This is a genomic window from Streptomyces niveiscabiei (genome assembly GCF_033794345.1).
Lineage (GTDB): Bacteria > Actinomycetota > Actinomycetes > Streptomycetales > Streptomycetaceae > Streptomyces > Streptomyces niveiscabiei.
Map to the genome: position 1 here is coordinate 14,066 of NZ_JARAYJ010000062.1, position 16,265 is coordinate 30,330.

At 70.1% G+C, this 16,265-nt stretch carries 24 protein-coding genes and 2 pseudogenes; 18 read left to right on the forward strand and 8 right to left on the reverse strand.

The features are described from left to right. Window positions 1–42: 42 nt before the first annotated feature. Window positions 43–768 carry a Clp protease N-terminal domain-containing protein gene (locus PV682_RS41730; protein WP_319737847.1) on the reverse strand — a complete coding sequence of 242 codons (726 nt, stop codon included), beginning with the start codon at window positions 766–768 and terminating at the stop codon, window positions 43–45. Window positions 769–910: 142 nt separating this feature from the next. On the opposite strand from PV682_RS41730, the gene PV682_RS41735 reads away from it, so the two are divergent. Continuing rightward, a complete protein-coding gene (locus tag PV682_RS41735; protein ID WP_319737848.1) occupies window positions 911–2,023 on the forward strand; it encodes a DUF2786 domain-containing protein in 1,113 nt (370 codons plus the stop codon). Window positions 2,024–2,026: 3 nt separating this feature from the next. On the opposite strand, the gene PV682_RS41740 is transcribed toward PV682_RS41735, so the two are convergent. The 4 genes from PV682_RS41740 to rpmB form a co-directional block, all read right to left on the reverse strand. After that, on the reverse strand, window positions 2,027–2,575 hold the full coding sequence (locus PV682_RS41740; protein ID WP_319737849.1) for a DUF4232 domain-containing protein: 549 nt from the start codon (window positions 2,573–2,575) through the stop codon (window positions 2,027–2,029). A 47-nt stretch (window positions 2,576–2,622) separates the two neighbouring features. Next, the gene (locus PV682_RS41745; protein WP_319737850.1) at window positions 2,623–3,084 is read right to left on the reverse strand and encodes a hypothetical protein; all 462 of its coding nucleotides are present in this window, start codon (window positions 3,082–3,084) and stop codon (window positions 2,623–2,625) included. 98 nt (window positions 3,085–3,182) lie between these two features. Next, window positions 3,183–3,488, reverse strand: coding sequence for a 30S ribosomal protein S14 (rpsN, locus tag PV682_RS41750; protein ID WP_319737852.1), 306 nt, complete (start codon window positions 3,486–3,488; stop codon window positions 3,183–3,185). Beyond that, on the reverse strand, window positions 3,488–3,724 hold the full coding sequence (rpmB, locus tag PV682_RS41755; protein ID WP_055721790.1) for a 50S ribosomal protein L28: 237 nt from the start codon (window positions 3,722–3,724) through the stop codon (window positions 3,488–3,490). Before rpmB ends, rpsN begins: the two co-directional genes overlap by 1 nt. 62 nt (window positions 3,725–3,786) lie before the next feature. On the opposite strand from rpmB, the gene rpmG reads away from it, so the two are divergent. The 5 genes from rpmG (at window position 3,787) to PV682_RS41780 (ending at window position 6,559) form a co-directional block, all read left to right on the forward strand. Beyond that, a complete protein-coding gene (gene rpmG, locus PV682_RS41760; RefSeq protein WP_003999141.1) occupies window positions 3,787–3,951 on the forward strand; it encodes a 50S ribosomal protein L33 in 165 nt (54 codons plus the stop codon). A 4-nt stretch (window positions 3,952–3,955) separates the two neighbouring features. Then, the gene (locus PV682_RS41765; protein WP_055721789.1) at window positions 3,956–4,210 is read left to right on the forward strand and encodes a type B 50S ribosomal protein L31; all 255 of its coding nucleotides are present in this window, start codon (window positions 3,956–3,958) and stop codon (window positions 4,208–4,210) included. After that, entirely contained in the window at window positions 4,207–5,532 is a 1,326-nt protein-coding gene (locus tag PV682_RS41770) for a GTP-binding protein (RefSeq protein ID WP_319737855.1), read from the forward strand. The genes PV682_RS41765 and PV682_RS41770 overlap by 4 nt, the downstream gene beginning before the upstream one ends. After that, on the forward strand, window positions 5,532–5,768 hold the full coding sequence (gene rpsR, locus PV682_RS41775) for a 30S ribosomal protein S18 (protein ID WP_055721787.1): 237 nt from the start codon (window positions 5,532–5,534) through the stop codon (window positions 5,766–5,768). The genes PV682_RS41770 and rpsR overlap by 1 nt, the downstream gene beginning before the upstream one ends. A gap of 530 nt (window positions 5,769–6,298) precedes the next feature. Beyond that, window positions 6,299–6,559, forward strand: a complete 261-nt coding sequence (locus PV682_RS41780; protein WP_010351418.1) for a DUF397 domain-containing protein — start codon at window positions 6,299–6,301, stop codon at window positions 6,557–6,559. A gap of 97 nt (window positions 6,560–6,656) precedes the next feature. On the opposite strand, the gene PV682_RS41785 is transcribed toward PV682_RS41780, so the two are convergent. Beyond that, window positions 6,657–7,145 (reverse strand): ATP-binding protein, encoded by a 489-nt coding sequence (locus PV682_RS41785; protein ID WP_319737857.1) that lies wholly within the window; start codon window positions 7,143–7,145, stop codon window positions 6,657–6,659. A gap of 376 nt (window positions 7,146–7,521) precedes the next feature. Here PV682_RS41785 and PV682_RS41790 point away from each other — a divergent pair, with 376 nt between their 5' ends. Both PV682_RS41790 and PV682_RS41795 read left to right on the forward strand, forming a co-directional pair. Then, a complete protein-coding gene (locus PV682_RS41790; RefSeq protein WP_055721785.1) occupies window positions 7,522–8,346 on the forward strand; it encodes a helix-turn-helix domain-containing protein in 825 nt (274 codons plus the stop codon). Window positions 8,347–8,557: 211 nt separating this feature from the next. Then, complete coding sequence (locus PV682_RS41795) at window positions 8,558–10,021, forward strand: aldehyde dehydrogenase family protein (protein WP_319737860.1); 1,464 nt, start codon at window positions 8,558–8,560, stop codon at window positions 10,019–10,021. Window positions 10,022–10,025: 4 nt separating this feature from the next. Here PV682_RS41795 and PV682_RS41800 read toward each other — a convergent pair whose 3' ends face one another. Continuing rightward, a complete protein-coding gene (locus PV682_RS41800) occupies window positions 10,026–10,268 on the reverse strand; it encodes a hypothetical protein (RefSeq protein WP_319737862.1) in 243 nt (80 codons plus the stop codon). A 75-nt stretch (window positions 10,269–10,343) separates the two neighbouring features. Here PV682_RS41800 and PV682_RS41805 point away from each other — a divergent pair. The 4 genes and pseudogenes from PV682_RS41805 to PV682_RS41820 all read left to right on the forward strand — a co-directional run bounded on the left by PV682_RS41805 (window position 10,344) and on the right by PV682_RS41820 (window position 11,705). Then, window positions 10,344–11,148 (forward strand): annotated as a pseudogene (locus PV682_RS41805) (helix-turn-helix domain-containing protein). Continuing rightward, window positions 11,141–11,335: a DUF397 domain-containing protein gene (locus tag PV682_RS41810; protein ID WP_319737863.1), complete on the forward strand. Its 195-nt coding sequence runs from the start codon at window positions 11,141–11,143 to the stop codon at window positions 11,333–11,335. Before PV682_RS41805 ends, PV682_RS41810 begins: the two are co-directional and overlap by 8 nt. A 45-nt stretch (window positions 11,336–11,380) precedes the next feature. Then, complete coding sequence (locus PV682_RS41815) at window positions 11,381–11,518, forward strand: DUF397 domain-containing protein (protein ID WP_407705831.1); 138 nt, start codon at window positions 11,381–11,383, stop codon at window positions 11,516–11,518. Continuing rightward, a complete protein-coding gene (locus PV682_RS41820; protein WP_319737865.1) occupies window positions 11,511–11,705 on the forward strand; it encodes a DUF397 domain-containing protein in 195 nt (64 codons plus the stop codon). Before PV682_RS41815 ends, PV682_RS41820 begins: the two co-directional genes overlap by 8 nt. On the opposite strand, the gene PV682_RS41825 is transcribed toward PV682_RS41820, so the two are convergent. Then, window positions 11,680–12,060, reverse strand: a complete 381-nt coding sequence (locus PV682_RS41825; RefSeq protein WP_319737868.1) for a thiol-disulfide oxidoreductase DCC family protein — start codon at window positions 12,058–12,060, stop codon at window positions 11,680–11,682. The genes PV682_RS41820 and PV682_RS41825 overlap by 26 nt on opposite strands. Before the next feature lie 159 nt (window positions 12,061–12,219). On the opposite strand from PV682_RS41825, the gene PV682_RS41830 reads away from it, so the two are divergent. The 6 genes and pseudogenes from PV682_RS41830 to PV682_RS41855 all read left to right on the forward strand — a co-directional run bounded on the left by PV682_RS41830 (window position 12,220) and on the right by PV682_RS41855 (window position 16,155). Further along, window positions 12,220–12,483: a type II toxin-antitoxin system prevent-host-death family antitoxin gene (locus PV682_RS41830; protein WP_055719145.1), complete on the forward strand. Its 264-nt coding sequence runs from the start codon at window positions 12,220–12,222 to the stop codon at window positions 12,481–12,483. Next, a complete protein-coding gene (locus PV682_RS41835) occupies window positions 12,480–12,731 on the forward strand; it encodes a type II toxin-antitoxin system RelE family toxin (protein ID WP_055719146.1) in 252 nt (83 codons plus the stop codon). The genes PV682_RS41830 and PV682_RS41835 overlap by 4 nt, the downstream gene beginning before the upstream one ends. A gap of 89 nt (window positions 12,732–12,820) precedes the next feature. Continuing rightward, entirely contained in the window at window positions 12,821–13,366 is a 546-nt protein-coding gene (locus PV682_RS41840) for a DinB family protein (protein ID WP_319737871.1), read from the forward strand. A gap of 18 nt (window positions 13,367–13,384) precedes the next feature. Further along, on the forward strand, window positions 13,385–14,026 hold the full coding sequence (locus PV682_RS41845) for a PadR family transcriptional regulator (RefSeq protein ID WP_319737873.1): 642 nt from the start codon (window positions 13,385–13,387) through the stop codon (window positions 14,024–14,026). Window positions 14,027–14,149: 123 nt separating this feature from the next. Beyond that, window positions 14,150–15,067, forward strand: a pseudogene (locus PV682_RS41850) (ATP-binding cassette domain-containing protein); the annotation flags it as partial. A 332-nt stretch (window positions 15,068–15,399) separates the two neighbouring features. Then, complete coding sequence (locus PV682_RS41855) at window positions 15,400–16,155, forward strand: ABC transporter permease (protein ID WP_319737875.1); 756 nt, start codon at window positions 15,400–15,402, stop codon at window positions 16,153–16,155. Window positions 16,156–16,265: the final 110 nt, after the last annotated feature.

Genomic DNA, 16,265 nt, shown 5'->3' on the forward strand with positions numbered 1-16,265 from the left:
GTGCTGGGCGACCCGTTCCGGACCGGGCCGCCCTGTCCGCGGTCACCCTTTCTTCCGGCCCGCCACCGTCACCGCCGCCAGCGCTTCCGCGACGAACTCCTCCGCCCTCGCCTTCGTGACGCCCAGCCCGCTCAGCGGGCCCTCGCCGTTCTCGTGTTCGAGCAGCGCCAGCAGGATGTGTTCCGTGCCGATGTAGTTGTGGCCCAGCCGGAGGGCCTCGCGGAAGGTGAGTTCGAGGACCTTCTTGCCGGCCGCGCTGTACGGCATGAGGGCGGGGGCCTCGGCGGACGCCGGGAGCGTCGCGGCGGCGGCCTCGCGGACGGCCTCCAGGGACGCGCCCTGCGCGGCCAGCGCCTTCGCGGCGATCGCCTCCGGCTCGGCGAGCAGGCCGAGGACGAGGTGCGCGGGGAGCGTCTCCATCGAGCCCGCGTTCTTCGCCTCCGTGTCCGCCGCGACGAGGACGCCCCGCGCGCGGGGGGTGAAGCGGGCGAAGTCGATGTCCGCGCCCTCGGAGTCCTTGGGGACGAAGCGTTTCTGGGCGGCCTGGCGGGTGACGCCCATGCTGCGGCCGATGTCGGTCCAGGACGCGCCGGAGCGGCGTGCCTGGTCGACGAAGTGGCCGATGAGGTGGTCGGCGACGTCCCCGAGGTGCTCGCCGGCGAGGACCGCGTCCTGGAGCTGGTCGAGGGGTTCGGGGTGGACCTTCTTGATGGCGTCGATGAGGTCGTCGAGACGGACGGATGACGTGATGTGCTCGGGCTCCGACATGTGTCAACCGTAGGTTGACAGTCGGACGGCGTCAACCCCGGGTTGACATTAATGAGCCACTACGCGCGCGGGCCGGGGAACGCCGAAAACGCGCTCCCCGCGCGCGTGCCCGCGAAAAACCACCCCGTGACACCATCACCGGGTGAGCCAGCCCCACCCCACCCTCGCCGAAGCCCTCAAGACGGCCCTGTACGACACCACGGACGCCACCCTCGACGCCGCCGCCTCCCTCCTCGCCGCCGACCCCGCCACCGACCCCGGCCTCAGGGCCAAGGGCGAGGAGCTGATCGCGACGGCCTGGACGAGGGGCTGGCAGCCCGCCGACCTCGTCCGGCTCACCCGCCGCGACCTGGATGACGTACACGTCCGCCACCTGGCCGCGCTGATCCGCGCGCAGGCGGGGAACGACCGGGCGCGGGGCCCGCGCTGGAAGGCGCAGCTGGCCGCGCTCCCGGCGGAGCCGGCGCCCCGGACGGACCGGTTCACGCAGGCCACGGCACTCCTGGAGCTGTACCGCAACCTCCTGCGCCTCCCGACGCTGGAACCCCTCGACGAGCCGCGCAGGCCCACGCGCGCGGGCGCGGACCGTACGCTCACCCGGATTCGCGCGCTCCTCGCGAAGGCCGAGGCGACGACGTACCCGCAGGAGGCGGAGGCGCTCACCGCGAAGGCGCAGGAGCTGATGGCGCGGCACAGCGTGGACGAGGCGCTGGTGGACGCGGCGGCGCCCGCGCCGGACGCGCCCGGGGCCTGCCGGATCGGCGTGGAGCCCCCGTACGAGCAGGCGAAGGCGATCCTGCTGGACGCGGTCGCGGAGGCGAACCACTGCCGGTCGGTGTGGAACGAAGGTTTCTGCTTCTCCACGGTCGTCGGCTTCGAGGCCGATCTGGAGGCCGTCGAGCTGCTCTACACCTCGCTGCTCGTCCAGGCGCAGACGGCGATGACCCGCGCGGAGGCGGCCCAGCGGGCGTCCGGCCGCAAGCGCACGAAAACGTTCCGCCAGTCCTTCCTCGCCGCCTACGCCCACCGCATGGGCACCCGCCTCGCGGAGGCGACCCGCACCCAGATCCCGGCCGGCCTCCTCCCGGTCCTCGCGACCCGCGACGTAGCCGTCGTCGACGCGACGGACGCCCTGTTCCCGCACACGGTCAGCACCCGCCTGCGGGGGATCACGGACGAGGCGGGCTGGGTGGAGGGGGCGGAGGCGGCGGACCGGGCGACCGTGGGGAACCGCCCCCGCCTGCCGGAGTCCTGAGCCTCAGTCCCCGGCCTGCTGGAAGCCGCTCACCGTCGCGTCCGGGGTCTTCGTGTCCTTCAGGACGACAGCCCCGTACGACCAGTCGAACTCCTTGCCCGACCCCTCCGCGAGGCCGAACTCCAGCTTCTTCGCCGCGATGGCCTTGTCGCCGTCCCCGCGCGTGTAGGTGATCGTGAAGGAGGCGGTGCCCTGGGCCGGGAGGGTCACCGTCTGGGCGACCGCCGCCGGGTCCTGGGGTACGGAGACGGCGGTGCCGTCCGCCTTCAGCTGGAGCTTGGGGAAGCCGGCCAGCGCGCACTCGTCGCCGGTGTTGGTGATCGTGAACGTGACGTTGCCGCTGTCCCCGACGCCGGGAGCCGCGTTGACGGCGCCTGCCTGGGTGTCCAGCTTGTCGACGGCGCAGGTGGAGCCGCCGGCGGCGGGCGCGGACGCCGACGGCGTCGTACCGGAGTCGGCGTTCTTGTCGTCGTCACCGCCCCCGGAACACGCGGAGAGCAGGAGGGCCGCGGAGAAGGCGGCGACGCTGAGGCGGAGCGGAACGGCGCGCATGAACATGATCCCTAGGAACGAGTGACGTTGCTCAGGGGGATCATCCCCTACCCCAGACCCCCGGTCGGCACACCCGACGGCAGCACACTGCCGTCCGCCTTGGTGTACGTCTCCTTCCCCACACTCCCCGTCCAGGTCACGACCAGTTTCTCCGCATCCACGGAGTCGACCGTCCCGGTCGTACGGTCCTTCTTCCCGGTCGGGCAGGTCAGGTGGATCATCCGCGTCCCGGCCTCTTCCCCGGCGGTCCCGTTGCAGACGGTGCCGCCGGTGGCGTACAGCGACGCCTTGCCGCCCTCGACCATGAGGACGACGGCCTGCCCGCCGGCGGTGCCGAGCCAGCTGCCGGCGAGGGGGGTGGCCGACGTGGACGGGGAGGGGGAGGCGGTGGCGGAAGCCGTCGACGGCTCGGGCGAGGGCGACGAGGAATCCCCGCCACCGCCGCCGCACCCGGCCAGGAGGACGGCCCCCACCACCACACCCGCGCCACGCAAGCCCACTGAAGCCACCGCACACTCCAAGCGCTAGAAGCCGAGAACGACGGCAAGCTACCAGCCGCGCCGGGCAGGGGACTTGGCACCGACCGCGGGCTTCAGGGGTGCCGCGCCTACCAGGAACTCTTCCGGACCCCCGGCAAGTACCCGGCGTGCGCCTGCTCCCGCAGGCTCACCCGGGACAGCCCGAACGCCCGGAAGTACCCACGGGGCCGCCCGTCCACCTGGTCCCGGTTGCGCACCCGGGTCGCACTCGCGTCCCGGGGCTGCCGCTCCAGCTCCCGCCGCGCGGCGTCCCGTTCCTCCTCGGAGGACGACGGCCGCCGGATGATCTCCTTCAGCTCGGCCCGCCGCTCGGCGTACCGGGCAACTACCTCCTGGCGCCGCTGATTTGCCGCGATCTTGCTCTTCTTCGCCATCAGACCCGCACCCCCCGAGCCCGGATCCGGGCGACCGCTGCCTCGACGCCGATGGTGTCGACCGTCTTGATCCCCTTCGTGCTCAACCGGAGCCGTACGTACCGGCCTTCGCTCGGCAGCCAGTACCGCTTCGACTGGATGTTGGGGTCGAACCGCCGCGAAGTGCGCCGGTGGGAGTGCGAGATGCGGTTCCCGAACCCCGGCTGCGCCCCGGTCAGCATGCAATGCGCCGACATGAGTGACCTACCTCTCTCGATCGCCTGTCGCTAATGGAATTCATTTTCAGTAAGATACCAGCATGGCACGCAACGAACTCCGCCCGGTCATCAAGCTCCGCTCCACGGCGGGGACCGGCTACACCTACGTGACCCGCAAGAACCGCCGCAACGACCCGGACCGCATGACCCTGCGCAAGTACGACCCGGTCGTCGGCCGCCACGTCGATTTCCGAGAGGAGCGCTAGAGACATGCGTGAGGGGATCCACCCGGCGTACGGGCCCGTCGTCTTCCGTGACCGTGCCGCGAACTACGCCTTCCTGACCCGCTCGACGATGACGAGCGAGAAGACGATCGAGTGGGAGGACGGCGAGACCTACCCGGTCGTCGACGTCGAGATCTCGAACGTCAGCCACCCCTTCTACACGGGTACGGCCCGCGTCCTGGACACGGCCGGCCGCGTCGAACGCTTCGAGAAGCGCTACGGAAAGCGGGCCGGCGCGTGACGCTGTCCGTGGCGATCGTCGGCGGGCTTCACGTGGAGGCCCGCAAGGCGACGGTCGCCCAGCTCCTGAGGGACGTACCGGGGAGCGTGGTCCTGCACCACGACCTCGCCACGGCGACGGCGGGCACGGTCGTCCGCACGATCCACGACGAGACGGGCCTCGTCTCGGCGGGCGAGGCCCCCCTCTCCAACGACTGCGCCTGCTGCGCGCTGCGCGAGGACCTGGTCCCGGAACTCCGCCGGCTCGCGGACGCGGGTACGACGGCCCTGGCGATCGTCGAACTCTGGGACTCGGTGGAACCGAAGGCGATGGCGGAGGTGGTGGCCGCGGCGGGCCTGACGGTCACGTCGGTCATCACGGCGATCGACCCCGCCCTCCTCCTCCCCTACCTCGGCAACGGCGACGACCTGGCGGAGTGCGGCCTCGCCGCGGCCCCCACGGACCAGCGCACGGTCGCCGACACGTTCGCCCGCCAGCTGGAGTACGCCCCGGTCCTGGCGATCGTCGACTCCCCCGAGGCGGACGACGAGGACCGCGAGCTGCTGACCCAGCTCCACCCGACAGCCCGCCAGGTCCCCGTGTCGGGCGGCCACCACATAGGGGACCTGGCGGGCGTGAGCGACGAGGACTGGGCAAGGTTCCTTGCGGATGCGCAGGCAGATGCACCTGCACGGACTGACGGCGCTCAGCCTGATGCTTTCAGGGGCGCGGGGCTGGATCAATCTGCGGCTCCGCCGCGGGGCGCGAGCAACCACGACGGCGCCGCACCCGGCACCAAACCTCAGACCCCCCTTGCCGTAGCCGCACTCTCCGGCTTCGACGTGGAAGCCGCAGCCGCGGCCCAGCACCCCGCCTGCGCCCTCCTCCCCTCGGAAGCCGACAACCACGGCGTCACCACCTTCGTCTGGCACTGCGCCCGCCCCTTCCACCCGGAACGCCTCTACGAAGCCCTCGAAGACCTGACCTGCGCGGCAGCGCGCAGCCGGGGCCGCTTCTGGCTGGCGGACAAGCCGGACACCCTCCTCCACTGGGACGCGGCGGGAGGAGCGCTCTGCGTCGAGGCCGCAGGCCCCTGGCTCGCGTCGCTCCCGGACGCGGCCTGGGAGATGGTCCCCCCGGTGAGACGAGCCGCCGCGGCCCTGGACTGGCACCCCGAACACGGCGACTGCTGCCAGCACTTGGTGTTCACGTCCCCCGGCCTGGACCGCGACGGCCTCGAACACCTCCTGGAGTCCTGCCTGTTGACGGACGCCGAGTACGCGGCGGGCCGCGCCGCGTGGAAGAACCTCCCGCCCGCCTTCGACACCCTCCTGGAGATCTGATGCCGCCCCGCAAGCTCGACCGCAAGCCCCAGAAGCCGCGTCCCAACCCCCTGGACCAGGCGAAGATCACGTACATCGACTACAAGGACACCGACCTGCTGCGGAAGTTCATCTCGGACCGGGGCAAGATCCGCAGCCGCCGGGTCACGAGGATCTCGGCCCAGCAGCAGCGCCAGGTGTCGCGCGCGATCAAGAACGCGAGGGAGATGGCGCTCCTCCCGTACGTGTCGAAGTAGTTCACGGCGAACCCTCCGAAGGGGCGGGTGGCTTACGGGAGTTGTCCCGTGAAGCCACCCGCCCCTCGCGTCATCTCCGGCTACGACGGCCCCGGCACCCGCGGCCGGAGAGGCCCTCAAGTCCTCGGCCACCCGTCGGACTTGGGCCTCCGGCAACGGCCGTAGCCCGCGTCCGCACCCACAACACCCCCACCACGCCCGCACCTCGACGCACCCGGTTCCCCCACACCGGCGCCGTATGGTGCCGCAAGCGGAGCCCTCCGGTCCGCCGGACGGGCGCGATCCGGCCAACAACCGGACTGGACCAATCGGTTGAAGACAGGAACACCGAGGCCCCGGCGCGCGTCTTGATAGATGACCAGGCGCTCGGGAACGCGCTCGGTAAAACGTGCGTCAAACCTGTAACCGCGACGGCACGCCGCGTGCACGTGCATCTGCTCATGCATCTGCACATGAACGGAGTTATGATCCGGACAGTTGACCACTGCACCAATGGCCACAAGAGCCAGTGCACCACCAGGGAGCGACCTGTGGACCACGACGTTGACGGGGGACGCGACGTGTACAACGGCATGACGGCCACGCAGTTGCACGGGGTGGCCTGGCAGAAGAGCAGGCACAGCAACTCGCAGGGAAACTGCGTGGAGTTCGCCCGCCTGCCCGGCGGCGACGTCGCGGTGCGCAACTCGCGCTTCCCGGACGGACCCGCGCTGGTCTACACGCGCGCGGAGATAGAGGCGATGCTGCTCGGCGTCAAGGACGGCGAGTTCGACCACCTGATCGCAGGCTGAGAGCGGCCGTTCCGGGGGACGGACGGCCGCTTCCCGTATACGACACGCCGGTGACGCGCGTAGAACTCGCGCGCCCGGCGCCGTACACGTCCGTACGTCACTCGGCGGGGGTGCCGAGCCCGAAGAGGGCCCACACGACCTTGCCGCCGAGCGCGCCGGCCAGCGGGTGCCAGCCCCAGCTGTCGGCGAAGGAGTCGACGAGGAAGAGGCCGCGGCCCGACTCCGCCGCGAAGTCGTCGGTCTCGCGCGCCTCGGGCGTGGTGCGGCCCGGGTCGCGCACCGCGCACACGAGGCGCCCGGTCCACCGCATCAAGTGCAGCCGCACGGGCGGCTGATGGGCGTCGGAGCCGTTCGACTCGGCCTGGGTGGACGGCAGTCCGTGCCGCAGCGCGTTGGTCACCAGTTCGGAGACGACGAGGCAGATGTCGTCGAAGCGGTCGCCGACGTCCCACTGCCCCAGGGTGCGGCGGGTGAACTGCCGTGCCTCGCGCACCGCTTCGAGGCGGGCGGGCAGAGCGCAGGATGCGGCGTTGGACACGGCCGCGGGATCCAGCGGCGGAAGGCCCTGCCGTAATGGCTTGAGCATGGTCGATCCATTCGTCCCCATGCGAGGCACTCCCGGGAATTCGCGGTCGTTGCGATGCAGCGGTGGCGCGAGACCATGGTTTCGGATGCGACCGGCGGATGCAAGGGCAGATGCACGTGCACGTGACCGAAATGAGCCGCCCGTGGGGGTTGTTGGTCATTTTTTCCGCCAACTTCTCGCACGACTCTCCCTCCCGTCTTGCTTTCACACCCCCCTTCTCCGGGGTAACCCCACCTGTGAGCTTTGGCTTCTTTCCGTCTCTGTAATCAGGTGAGTACTGCTCGGAGTGTTTTAGTGGCAGACTTCGGGCCCTGGAGACGGTTGGGGAGGCTTGGCGAACGTGAGCGCGGGAGAGCCCGGATCGGTGGTGCGACGCATGCTGCTCGGCTCGCAACTCAGGCGGCTGCGTGAGTCGCGCGGCATCACACGCGAGGCCGCGGGTTACTCGATCCGCGCCTCCGAGTCCAAGATCAGTCGGATGGAGCTGGGCCGGGTGAGCTTCAAGACGCGGGACGTCGAGGACCTGCTGACGCTGTACGGCATCACGGACGACACCGAGCGCGCGGCCCTCGTCGGCCTCGCCCGGGAGGCCAATGTGGCCGGATGGTGGCACAGCTACTCCGACGTCCTGCCGTCCTGGTTCCCCACCTACGTCGGCCTCGAAGGCGCCGCCTCCCTCATCCGGTCGTACGAGGTGCAGTTCGTGCCCGGCCTGCTCCAGACCGAGGCGTACGCGCACGCGGTCGTCGCGCGCGGCATGAAGAACGCCTCCGCCGCCGACATCGACCGCCGGGTCGCGCTGCGCCTGGAGCGGCAGAAGTACCTCGTCTCCGAGAACCCGCCCGACGTCCACATCGTCCTCGACGAGGCCGGGCTGCGCCGCCCCTACGGCGACCGCGAGGTGATGCGCGGCCAGCTCCAGCACCTCATCGACGTCTCCGAGCGGCCCAACGTCCGCCTCCAGGTGATGCCGTTCAGCTTCGGCGGCCACCGGGCCGAGTCCGGCGCGTTCAGCATCCTCAGCTTTCCCGAGTCCGACCTCTCCGACGTCGTCTATCTCGAACAGCTCACCAGCGCGCTGTATCTCGACAAACGTGAGGACGTCGCGCAGTACGAGCAGGTTCTGCGGGAACTCCAGGACGACAGCCCGTCGCCCGCGGAGAGCCGCGACCTGTTGCGCGGGTTGCTGCAACTCTCGTAACTCGCCTGTCAGTTGAACCGTCCGGCAGCAGCCTCCGTGGGATAGGGAAAACCCTATAAACACCGCACGGTTGCTTGCCTGTTGAACATCTGCCCCTCCAACGGCCCGTATTCGTCAGTACGATGACGTGTGATCAGCTTGAACGGCTGTTCGGGAGACGGATCGCGGGGGTCTGCCTCCACTGCTTCGGCGGCAAGGATTGAGGGATCACATGTCGTCCTCCGACTTCACCGACCTGGCACAGCAGTTCATCGACGGCGAGTGGCGCGCCGGGACCGGTTCCTGGGACATCATCGACGTCAATCCGTACGACGGCGTCAAGCTCGCGTCGATCACCATCGCGACGATCGACGAGGTCGACCAGGCGTACCGGGCCGCGCAGCGCGCGCAGCGGGAGTGGGCCACGACCAACCCCTACGCCCGCCGTGACGTCTTCGAGCGTGTCCTTCGACTCGTCGAGGACCGCGAGCAGTTGATCACCGACTTCATCGTCTCCGAACTCGGCGGCACCCACCTCAAGGCCCGCTTCGAGATCGGGCTCGCGAAGGAATTCCTGCGCGAAGCCGCACAGTTGACGCTGCGGCTCGAAGGGCGGCTGCTCCCGTCCCCCATCGAGGGCAAGGAGAACCGCCTCTACCGGGAGCCGGTCGGGGTCGTCGGCGTCATCAGCCCCTTCAACTTCCCCTTCCTGCTGTCGATCAAGCCGGTCGCCTCGGCGCTGGCACTGGGCAACGCCGTCGTCCTGAAGCCCCACCAGGAGACGCCGATCGTCGGCGGCACGCTCATCGCCAAGTTCTTCGAGGACGCGGGGCTGCCGGCGGGCCTGCTGAACGTCGTCCTGACGGACATAGCCGAGATAGGCGACGCGTTCATCGAGCACCCCGTCCCCAAGGTCATCTCCTTCACCGGGTCCGACAAGATCGGGCGGCACATCGCGACGGTGTGCGCGGCTCAACTCAAGCGGACGGTACTGGAGTTGGGCGGCAACAGCGCGCTCGTCGTGCTGGACGACGCGGATATCGACTACGCGGTCGACGCGGCCGTCTTCAGCCGGTACGTCGATCAGGGCCAGGTCTGCATGGCCGCGAACCGGGTCCTCGTCGACCGGTCCGTCGCCGACGAGTTCACGGAGAAGTTCGTCGCGAAGGTCAAGACGCTCAAGACCGGCGACCCCAGTGACCCCCAGACCGTCATCGGTCCGGTCATCAACTCCCTTCAGGCGAACGCGGTCACGGCGGCCGTGGACCAGGCGGTGGCGGAGGGCGCCACGGTCCTCGTCCGCGGCGAGACCACCAACAACCTGGTGGAACCGTCGGTGTTGACGGACGTCCCGAGCCACTCGGCGCTGCTGCACAAGGAGATCTTCGGCCCCGTCGCCCTGCTCGTCCCCTTCGACGGGGAGGAGGAGGCGATCCGGATCGTCAACGACTCCCCGTACGGGCTGAGCGGCGCCGTCCACACGGCCGACGTCGAGCGCGGGGTGACCTTCGCGAAGCGGATCGACACGGGGATGTTCCACGTCAACGACGGGACGATCCACGACGAACCCCTGATCCCGTTCGGGGGCGAGAAGCACTCGGGGATAGGCCGCCTGAACGGTGAACCGACCCTCGACGCCTTCACGACCCTGAAGTGGATCTCGGTCCAGCGGGGCCGGAGCAAGTTCCCCTTCTGAGCGCTCAGTTGTCGCCGTCGGCCTCGTACGTCACCGGGATCCGCTCGCCCCGGCTCACGGCGATCCGGCACAGGTCGGTCATCGACTCGCCCATCCGCGCGATCAGGAACCTCAACTGGTCCTCGGTGACCTTCTCGTCGCCCAGCAGGTCCTTCGCGTGCTCCAACAGGTCGCCGGCCATGCCGAGTTGGGCGGCCTCGACACGGTCGGCGAGCCGGGAGACGTAGCCGCCATCGGCGGTGGTCATCAGGTAGCAGGGCTGGTTGAGGTCGTTGGCCCAGGGGAGGAGGCGGCGGACGGGCTCTTCTTCGGGGGCGAATCCATGGATACAACGACGTACGGCCAGTGGATCAAGGAGCGCCGCGAGGAACTGGGCCTGACGCAGCAGCAGGTGGCGGACGACGCGATCATGAGCCGGACGCATATCGCGCACATTGAGGCGGGCCGGAGGGTCCCGTCGGCGGAAGACGCGCGGCGCTTGGACAAGACGCTTCAGATGCAGGGGGCGTTGATCCTGTTCCGGCCGGGGCGGGAAGAGGAGGAGGCGGTCGCGGACTACTTCAGCGCGGTGTTGGTGCTGGAGCAACAGGCGGTGCAGATCAGGGAGTTCGGGCTGGCGTACTTTCCGGGGATGTTGTAGACGGAGAGGTATGCGCGGGCGGTTCTCGGCAATGCCTTTCCCCCCGCTCAGTGAAGAGAGGCGTGACAAGCTCCTTGTCACACGCCTTGGACGGGCGAAGGTCTTCGAGAACCCGACGACCCCGGTGTTCTGGGCGCTGCTCGACGAGACTCTGTTGCGACGTCCCGTGGCCAGCGGCGACATCATGGCGGAGCAGATCATGAACGTTGTGGATCTCACCGAGGCGGGACGTATCCGGGCCCACGTGCTGCCGTTCGGTGCGGGGCACCACCCCCTGATGAGCAGCATGCTCACGCTGATGTGGTTCGATGACCAACCGCCGCTCGCGTACAGCGAGGGTGGTGTGGCCGGGAGGTTGCACGATTCCCCATCCGTGGTTCAGAAGTGGCAACATCGCTACGACCGCGCGCTGAGCGATGCGTTGCCGCTGAAGGAGTCACTGGCCCTGCTGAGGGCTACCGCAAGGGAGTACGACCACCGTGAATGACCACACCTGGCGCAAGTCCTCGTACAGCGACGACCACGGTGGAAGCTGTCTCGAAGTCCTCGACGGCCACCCCTCCGGTGTCCCGGTCCGCGACTCGAAGCTGCTGGAAGGCCCGGCCCTGTTGGTGGGGCCGTCGGCGTGGACATCGTTCATCGCGTCGGTGAAGGAGCGCACGAGCCATGACTGACCGCGCCTGGCGTAAGTCGACCTACAGCGACAACAACGCCGGTTCCTGCCTGGAAGTCCTCGACGGCCCCCCGGTGTCCCGGTGCGTGACTCGAAGGTGCTGGAGGGTCCGGCCTTGTTGGTGGGGCCGTCGGCATGGACGTCCTTCATCACGTCCGTGAAGAAGGACCAGCGCCATGGCTGACCGCACCTGGCGCAAGTCGTCGTACAGCAACGCCGACGCCGGTAACTGTCTGGAAGTGCTGGACGGCCACCCCACCGCCGTCCCGGTCCGCGACTCCAAAACCCCCCACGCCCCCACCCTCCTCATCCCGGCCCCCGCCTGGACCCCCTTCATCGAAGCCGTCAGGACTTCCCGCCTCCACCCCTGACCGCACAAGCCCCCGTCCCCCCGGGCAGCCGCCGCCGGTTCCGCGCCACCCACCCGTACGCGACCCGCGCACACCCCCGGACCCCCGGCAACCGCACCACGGCCCCCACCACCCGCCACCCCGCCGACGGCGACGACCCCACGTACCTCCCCAACGCCTCGGCCCCACCGGCGAGAACCACACCCCCGCGCATCAACAACACCTCCCGGTCGAGCCGTTGAAGATGCGGCGCGGTCAACTCCGCGTCCAGGAACTGCCAGGGCACAGCCTCGATCACCGGCGAGGCCGGCCCCCGCATCCGATCGACGGCAACCTGACAGAACCCACAGTCCCCGTCGTACACAAGCACCGGCATCGACCGCTCACTCCCCTCCAACTCCCGCTGTGTGAGCCAAAGTTCAACCTGCCGCCGGTGCCCGGCCCCCGTCAACGCCATGGCCGTCCGCATCTCCTGCCGAGCCGCGACCACGTCGCTTCCCCTTGCTGAACATGTATCCAGGTGTACAGTAGATATATGTCTGCTACATATCCCATCGCTGAAGCCAGAGGCAAACTCGGTGAACTCGCCCGCCGCGCGGCCCAGCACGAGCACATCACGTTGACCGATCGCGGTGTCCCGGCCGCAGTCCTCGTCTCGCCTGCCGAGTTGGAGGACCTGGAGGACGCGCTGGCGCTCGCCCGTCTGGAGAGGGACCGCGCGCTCGGTCGTTCTGGACAGCCGGTCCCGCATGACGAAGCGCGCCGCGCGCTGCTCCAGGCTGCCGGGCGGGCCGAGTGACCTGGCAGGTCCTGTGGGAACCGGCCGCTCTGGACGCGGCCACGGGGCATCTGAAGGACGACCCGCGGGGCGTGGACGACCTTCTGTCGGCTACGGACCGGCTCGTGGAGAACCCCCGTCCTGAGGGCTCGCGGGCCTGGGGAGTCGATCACCGCCGTCTGCATCACGGCTCGTGGCGGGTCCTCTATCGCCTCGACGTGGAGACGGAGACGCTCTATATCGAGCACGTCGGACGCCGGGAGAGCTGACTCGCCGTCCATCGCGGCCGGGATCTGACCTACATCCCCCCTACCTTCATAGATGTCAGGCAGAACCGCCCCCGGCGAAAGGCACCCCCATGGTCACCCACGTCCCCTCCGAAACCCCCGGCGACGAGGTCGGCGCCCTGCTCGCGTTCCTCGAAGAGCAGCGCGGCGGCATCCGGCGAGCTGTGCTCGGGCTCACGGCGGAGCAGGCCGCGTCGAAACCCAGTGCCAGCGACCTCTCCCTCGCGGGCATCGTGAAGCACGTCGCGGAGGTCGAGGAGAGCTGGGTCGCGCGGGCGAAGGGGGAGGAGCCCGCCGTACAGCGGGACGCCTCGAACTGGCACGAGTGTTTCCAGCTGGTCGGGGACGAGACCGTGGAGGGGCAGCTCGCGTACTGGGAGAAGGTCGCCGCCGACACCGAGGCGTTCGTGCGGGCCGCGGACACCCTCGACCGGACCTTCGCGCTGCCGGACCAGCCCTGGTTCCCGCCGGAGGGCCGCGTCTCGCTGAGGTGGCTGCTGCTGCACCTGATCCGGGAGACGGCGAGGCACGCGGGCCACGCCGACGTCGTACGGGAGTCCCTGGACGGGAAGACGGCCTTCGAGCTGGTGGCACTCGCGGCGGAAGCCGGAAGCTGACCCCATAACCTGGACCGCATGTCAGCGATCCGCCTCCTCGTGCTGAACGCGGTCCGTCAGCACGGCCGGGCCCACGGCTACCAGGTGCGCAGCGACCTGGAGTACTGGGGCGCGCACGAGTGGTCCAACGCGAAGCCCGGCTCGATCTACCACGCCCTGAAACAGCTGGCGAAACAGGGCTTCCTGCACGAGCACGAGATCGCCCCCTCGACGGCCGGCGGCCCCCCGCGTACGGAGTACGAGATCACGGCCGCCGGCGACGAGGAGTACCTCCGTCTCGTACGCGAAGCGCTGACCTCGTACGACCAGAAGACGGACGTCAAGTCGGCGGCCCTCGGCAGCATGGTCGACCTCCCGAGGGCCGAGGTCCTCGCGCTCCTGGAGGAGCGGATCCGCCGCATCGGCAGCTGGCGGTCGGCCGTGACGGACTACTACGTCCCCGAGGACGGCCCTGAACAGCTCGGTCACATCGGCGAGATCATGAACTTCTGGATCCACACGGCGGACGGCGAGGCCGAGTGGACGAGGGGGCTGATCGCGCGGATCGAGGGGGGCGCGTACGCGTTCGCGGGGGAGGGCGAGCCGTTCGTGGGCGTGCTGACGGAGGGGCAGGTCAACCCGTACGCGACGGGGGAGAAGCACCCGGGGGACAAGCTGTAGCCCGGCGTCAGGGGACGTACCGTCTCTTGGCAGCGGCATCTAATCAAGTTTGACCAATGGTCTCCGCCCCGCTACCTTCGTCCCCGCATCGACTAGTCAATCTTGACTAACAAGGGAGGCCCCGTGACCGACCCGGCGATCACCGTCGACTCCGCACGCAAGTCCTACGGCCCGAAAGCCGCCCTCGACGGCCTCGACCTCACCGTCCCGCGCGGCGAGGTCCACGCGGTCCTCGGCCCCAACGGCGCCGGCAAGACCACCCTCGTCCGCATCCTCGCCACCCTCCTGCACCCCGACTCCGGCCGCGTCGAGGTCGCGGGCCACGACGTCGTACGCCACCCCCGCGAGGTCCGCCGCCGCATCGGCCTCCTCGGGCAGCACGCCGCCCTCGACGAGGACCTGGACGGCCGGCAGAACCTGGAGATGTTCGCCCGCCTCCACCACCTCGGCGCCCACCGCGCCCGCACCCGCGCCGCCGAACTCCTCACCCGCTTCGGCCTCGCGGACACCGGCCGCAAACCGGTCACCGCGTACAGCGGGGGCATGCGCCGCCGCCTCGACCTCGCCGCGTCCCTGATCACCGACCCGGAGGTCCTCTACCTCGACGAACCCACGACCGGCCTCGACCCCCGGGGCCGCGCGGAGGTGTGGACGTCCGTCCGCGCGCTCGCCGCCGGCGGTACGACGGTCCTGCTGACGACCCAGTACCTGGAGGAGGCCGACCAACTCGCCGACCGCATCTCGGTGGTGGACGCGGGAAGGGTCGTCGCGCAGGGTACGGCGGACTCCCTGAAGACGGCGACGGGAGGCGACCGCATCGACGTGGTCCTGCGCGACGCGCGCCAACTCGCCGACGCGGTCGCCGTCCTGCCGCTCACCGGCGTCACCGTCGACGCGGACCGCCTGCTGCTGAGCGCCCCCGTGACCGACCGGATGTCCGCACTCGCCGGGACCGTACGCGCCCTGTCCGACGCCGGGATCGAGGCGGAGGACATCGCGCTGCGGCGGCCGACGCTGGACGAGGTGTTCCTGCACATCACGGGGGAGGGGAGGGGGAGGCCGGGCGGCGGAGCCGGGCACACGACCAGAGCCACTGCGGGAGCGACCGCAGGCACGGCCGACCGCGACTCCGACGCGTCCACCTCGGACCTCGGGGCACTCACCTCGGACCCGGGCGCGCTCGCCTCGGATCCCAGCGCGCCCGGCTCGGGCCCAGGCGCGCCCACCGGCCCCGGCGTGGTCGCTTCGCGCCCGGCGTCCACTGATCCCGGCGTGCTCGCCTCGCCCTCGGGTGTGCCTACCGATCCCGGCACGCTCGCCTCGCCCCCGGCGCCCACCGCCCCCACCACCCCCGACCGCCCGGAGGCCACGGCATGATCCACGCCCTCACCGACTCCTGGACCATGACCCGCCGCGAACTCGCCCACTGGGCGCGGCAACCCGGCCGTCTGGCCGTCGGGTTCCTCTTCCCCGTGATGCTCCTGCTGATGTTCGGCTACCTCATGGGCGGCGGACGCGGGGTGCGCGGCGACTACCTCGACTACCTCCTCCCCGGCATGCTCGCCCTGACCATGGTGTTCGGCCTGGAGAACACGATGGTCGCGGTGACCCGGGACCTCGACAAGGGCGTCATCGACCGCTTCCGCTCCCTGCCGATGGCGGACGGCGCGGTGCTGGTCGGCCGGGCCTGCGCGGACATGCTCGGCTCGACGATCGGCGTCCTCGCCCTGATGGCCACGGGCCTGGCCCTGGGCTGGCGCCCCGACACGACCCCCGCGTCCTTCCTCACCGCCCTCGCCCTTCTGCTCCTCCTCCGCTTCGCGATGCTGTGGGTCGGCATCCACCTGGCCCTCATCGCCGGCAAACCCGAACTGGTCCAGACCGTCCAGATCCTGGTCTGGCCGATCGGCTTCCTCTCCAACGCCCTGGCGACCCCGGAGGCGATGCCGGGCTGGCTGGGCACGGCCGTCGACTGGAACCCCCTGTCCCAGACGGCGACGGCGGTACGGGACCTGTACGGCGTGCCGGGGACGGACGCGGCCCACCTGTGGACGGCGGTGGCATGGCCCCTGGGGTTGCTGGCGGTGTTCTTCCCGCTGGCGGTGAGGAGGTTCGGCCGCATGAGGTAGGCACAACGGCCCTAGTGTCCTGAGTCGGGAATTCGGTTCAGATATCCGGCGAGGCGTTCGAGGATCTCGTCCGCGGTCTTCGTCCAGACGAACGGTTTCGGGTCTTCGTT

Coding starts and splice junctions, on each gene's coding strand:
- PV682_RS41740 (WP_319737849.1), bottom strand. CDS start 2,575: ATGCGCGCCGTTCCGCTCCGCCTCAGCGTCGCCGCCTTCTCCGCGGCC.
- PV682_RS41795 (WP_319737860.1), top strand. CDS start 8,558: ATGTCGTCCTCCGACTTCACCGACCTGGCACAGCAGTTCATCGACGGC.
- rpmG (WP_003999141.1), top strand. CDS start 3,787: ATGGCACGCAACGAACTCCGCCCGGTCATCAAGCTCCGCTCCACGGCG.
- rpmB (WP_055721790.1), bottom strand. CDS start 3,724: ATGTCGGCGCATTGCATGCTGACCGGGGCGCAGCCGGGGTTCGGGAAC.
- rpsN (WP_319737852.1), bottom strand. CDS start 3,488: ATGGCGAAGAAGAGCAAGATCGCGGCAAATCAGCGGCGCCAGGAGGTA.
- PV682_RS41830 (WP_055719145.1), top strand. CDS start 12,220: ATGTCTGCTACATATCCCATCGCTGAAGCCAGAGGCAAACTCGGTGAA.
- PV682_RS41840 (WP_319737871.1), top strand. CDS start 12,821: ATGGTCACCCACGTCCCCTCCGAAACCCCCGGCGACGAGGTCGGCGCC.
- PV682_RS41820 (WP_319737865.1), top strand. CDS start 11,511: ATGGCTGACCGCACCTGGCGCAAGTCGTCGTACAGCAACGCCGACGCC.
- PV682_RS41730 (WP_319737847.1), bottom strand. CDS start 768: ATGTCGGAGCCCGAGCACATCACGTCATCCGTCCGTCTCGACGACCTC.
- rpsR (WP_055721787.1), top strand. CDS start 5,532: ATGCCGCCCCGCAAGCTCGACCGCAAGCCCCAGAAGCCGCGTCCCAAC.
- PV682_RS41855 (WP_319737875.1), top strand. CDS start 15,400: ATGATCCACGCCCTCACCGACTCCTGGACCATGACCCGCCGCGAACTC.
- PV682_RS41825 (WP_319737868.1), bottom strand. CDS start 12,060: ATGCCGGTGCTTGTGTACGACGGGGACTGTGGGTTCTGTCAGGTTGCC.
- PV682_RS41800 (WP_319737862.1), bottom strand. CDS start 10,268: ATGACCACCGCCGATGGCGGCTACGTCTCCCGGCTCGCCGACCGTGTC.
- PV682_RS41765 (WP_055721789.1), top strand. CDS start 3,956: ATGCGTGAGGGGATCCACCCGGCGTACGGGCCCGTCGTCTTCCGTGAC.
- PV682_RS41790 (WP_055721785.1), top strand. CDS start 7,522: ATGCTGCTCGGCTCGCAACTCAGGCGGCTGCGTGAGTCGCGCGGCATC.
- PV682_RS41845 (WP_319737873.1), top strand. CDS start 13,385: ATGTCAGCGATCCGCCTCCTCGTGCTGAACGCGGTCCGTCAGCACGGC.
- PV682_RS41785 (WP_319737857.1), bottom strand. CDS start 7,145: ATGCTCAAGCCATTACGGCAGGGCCTTCCGCCGCTGGATCCCGCGGCC.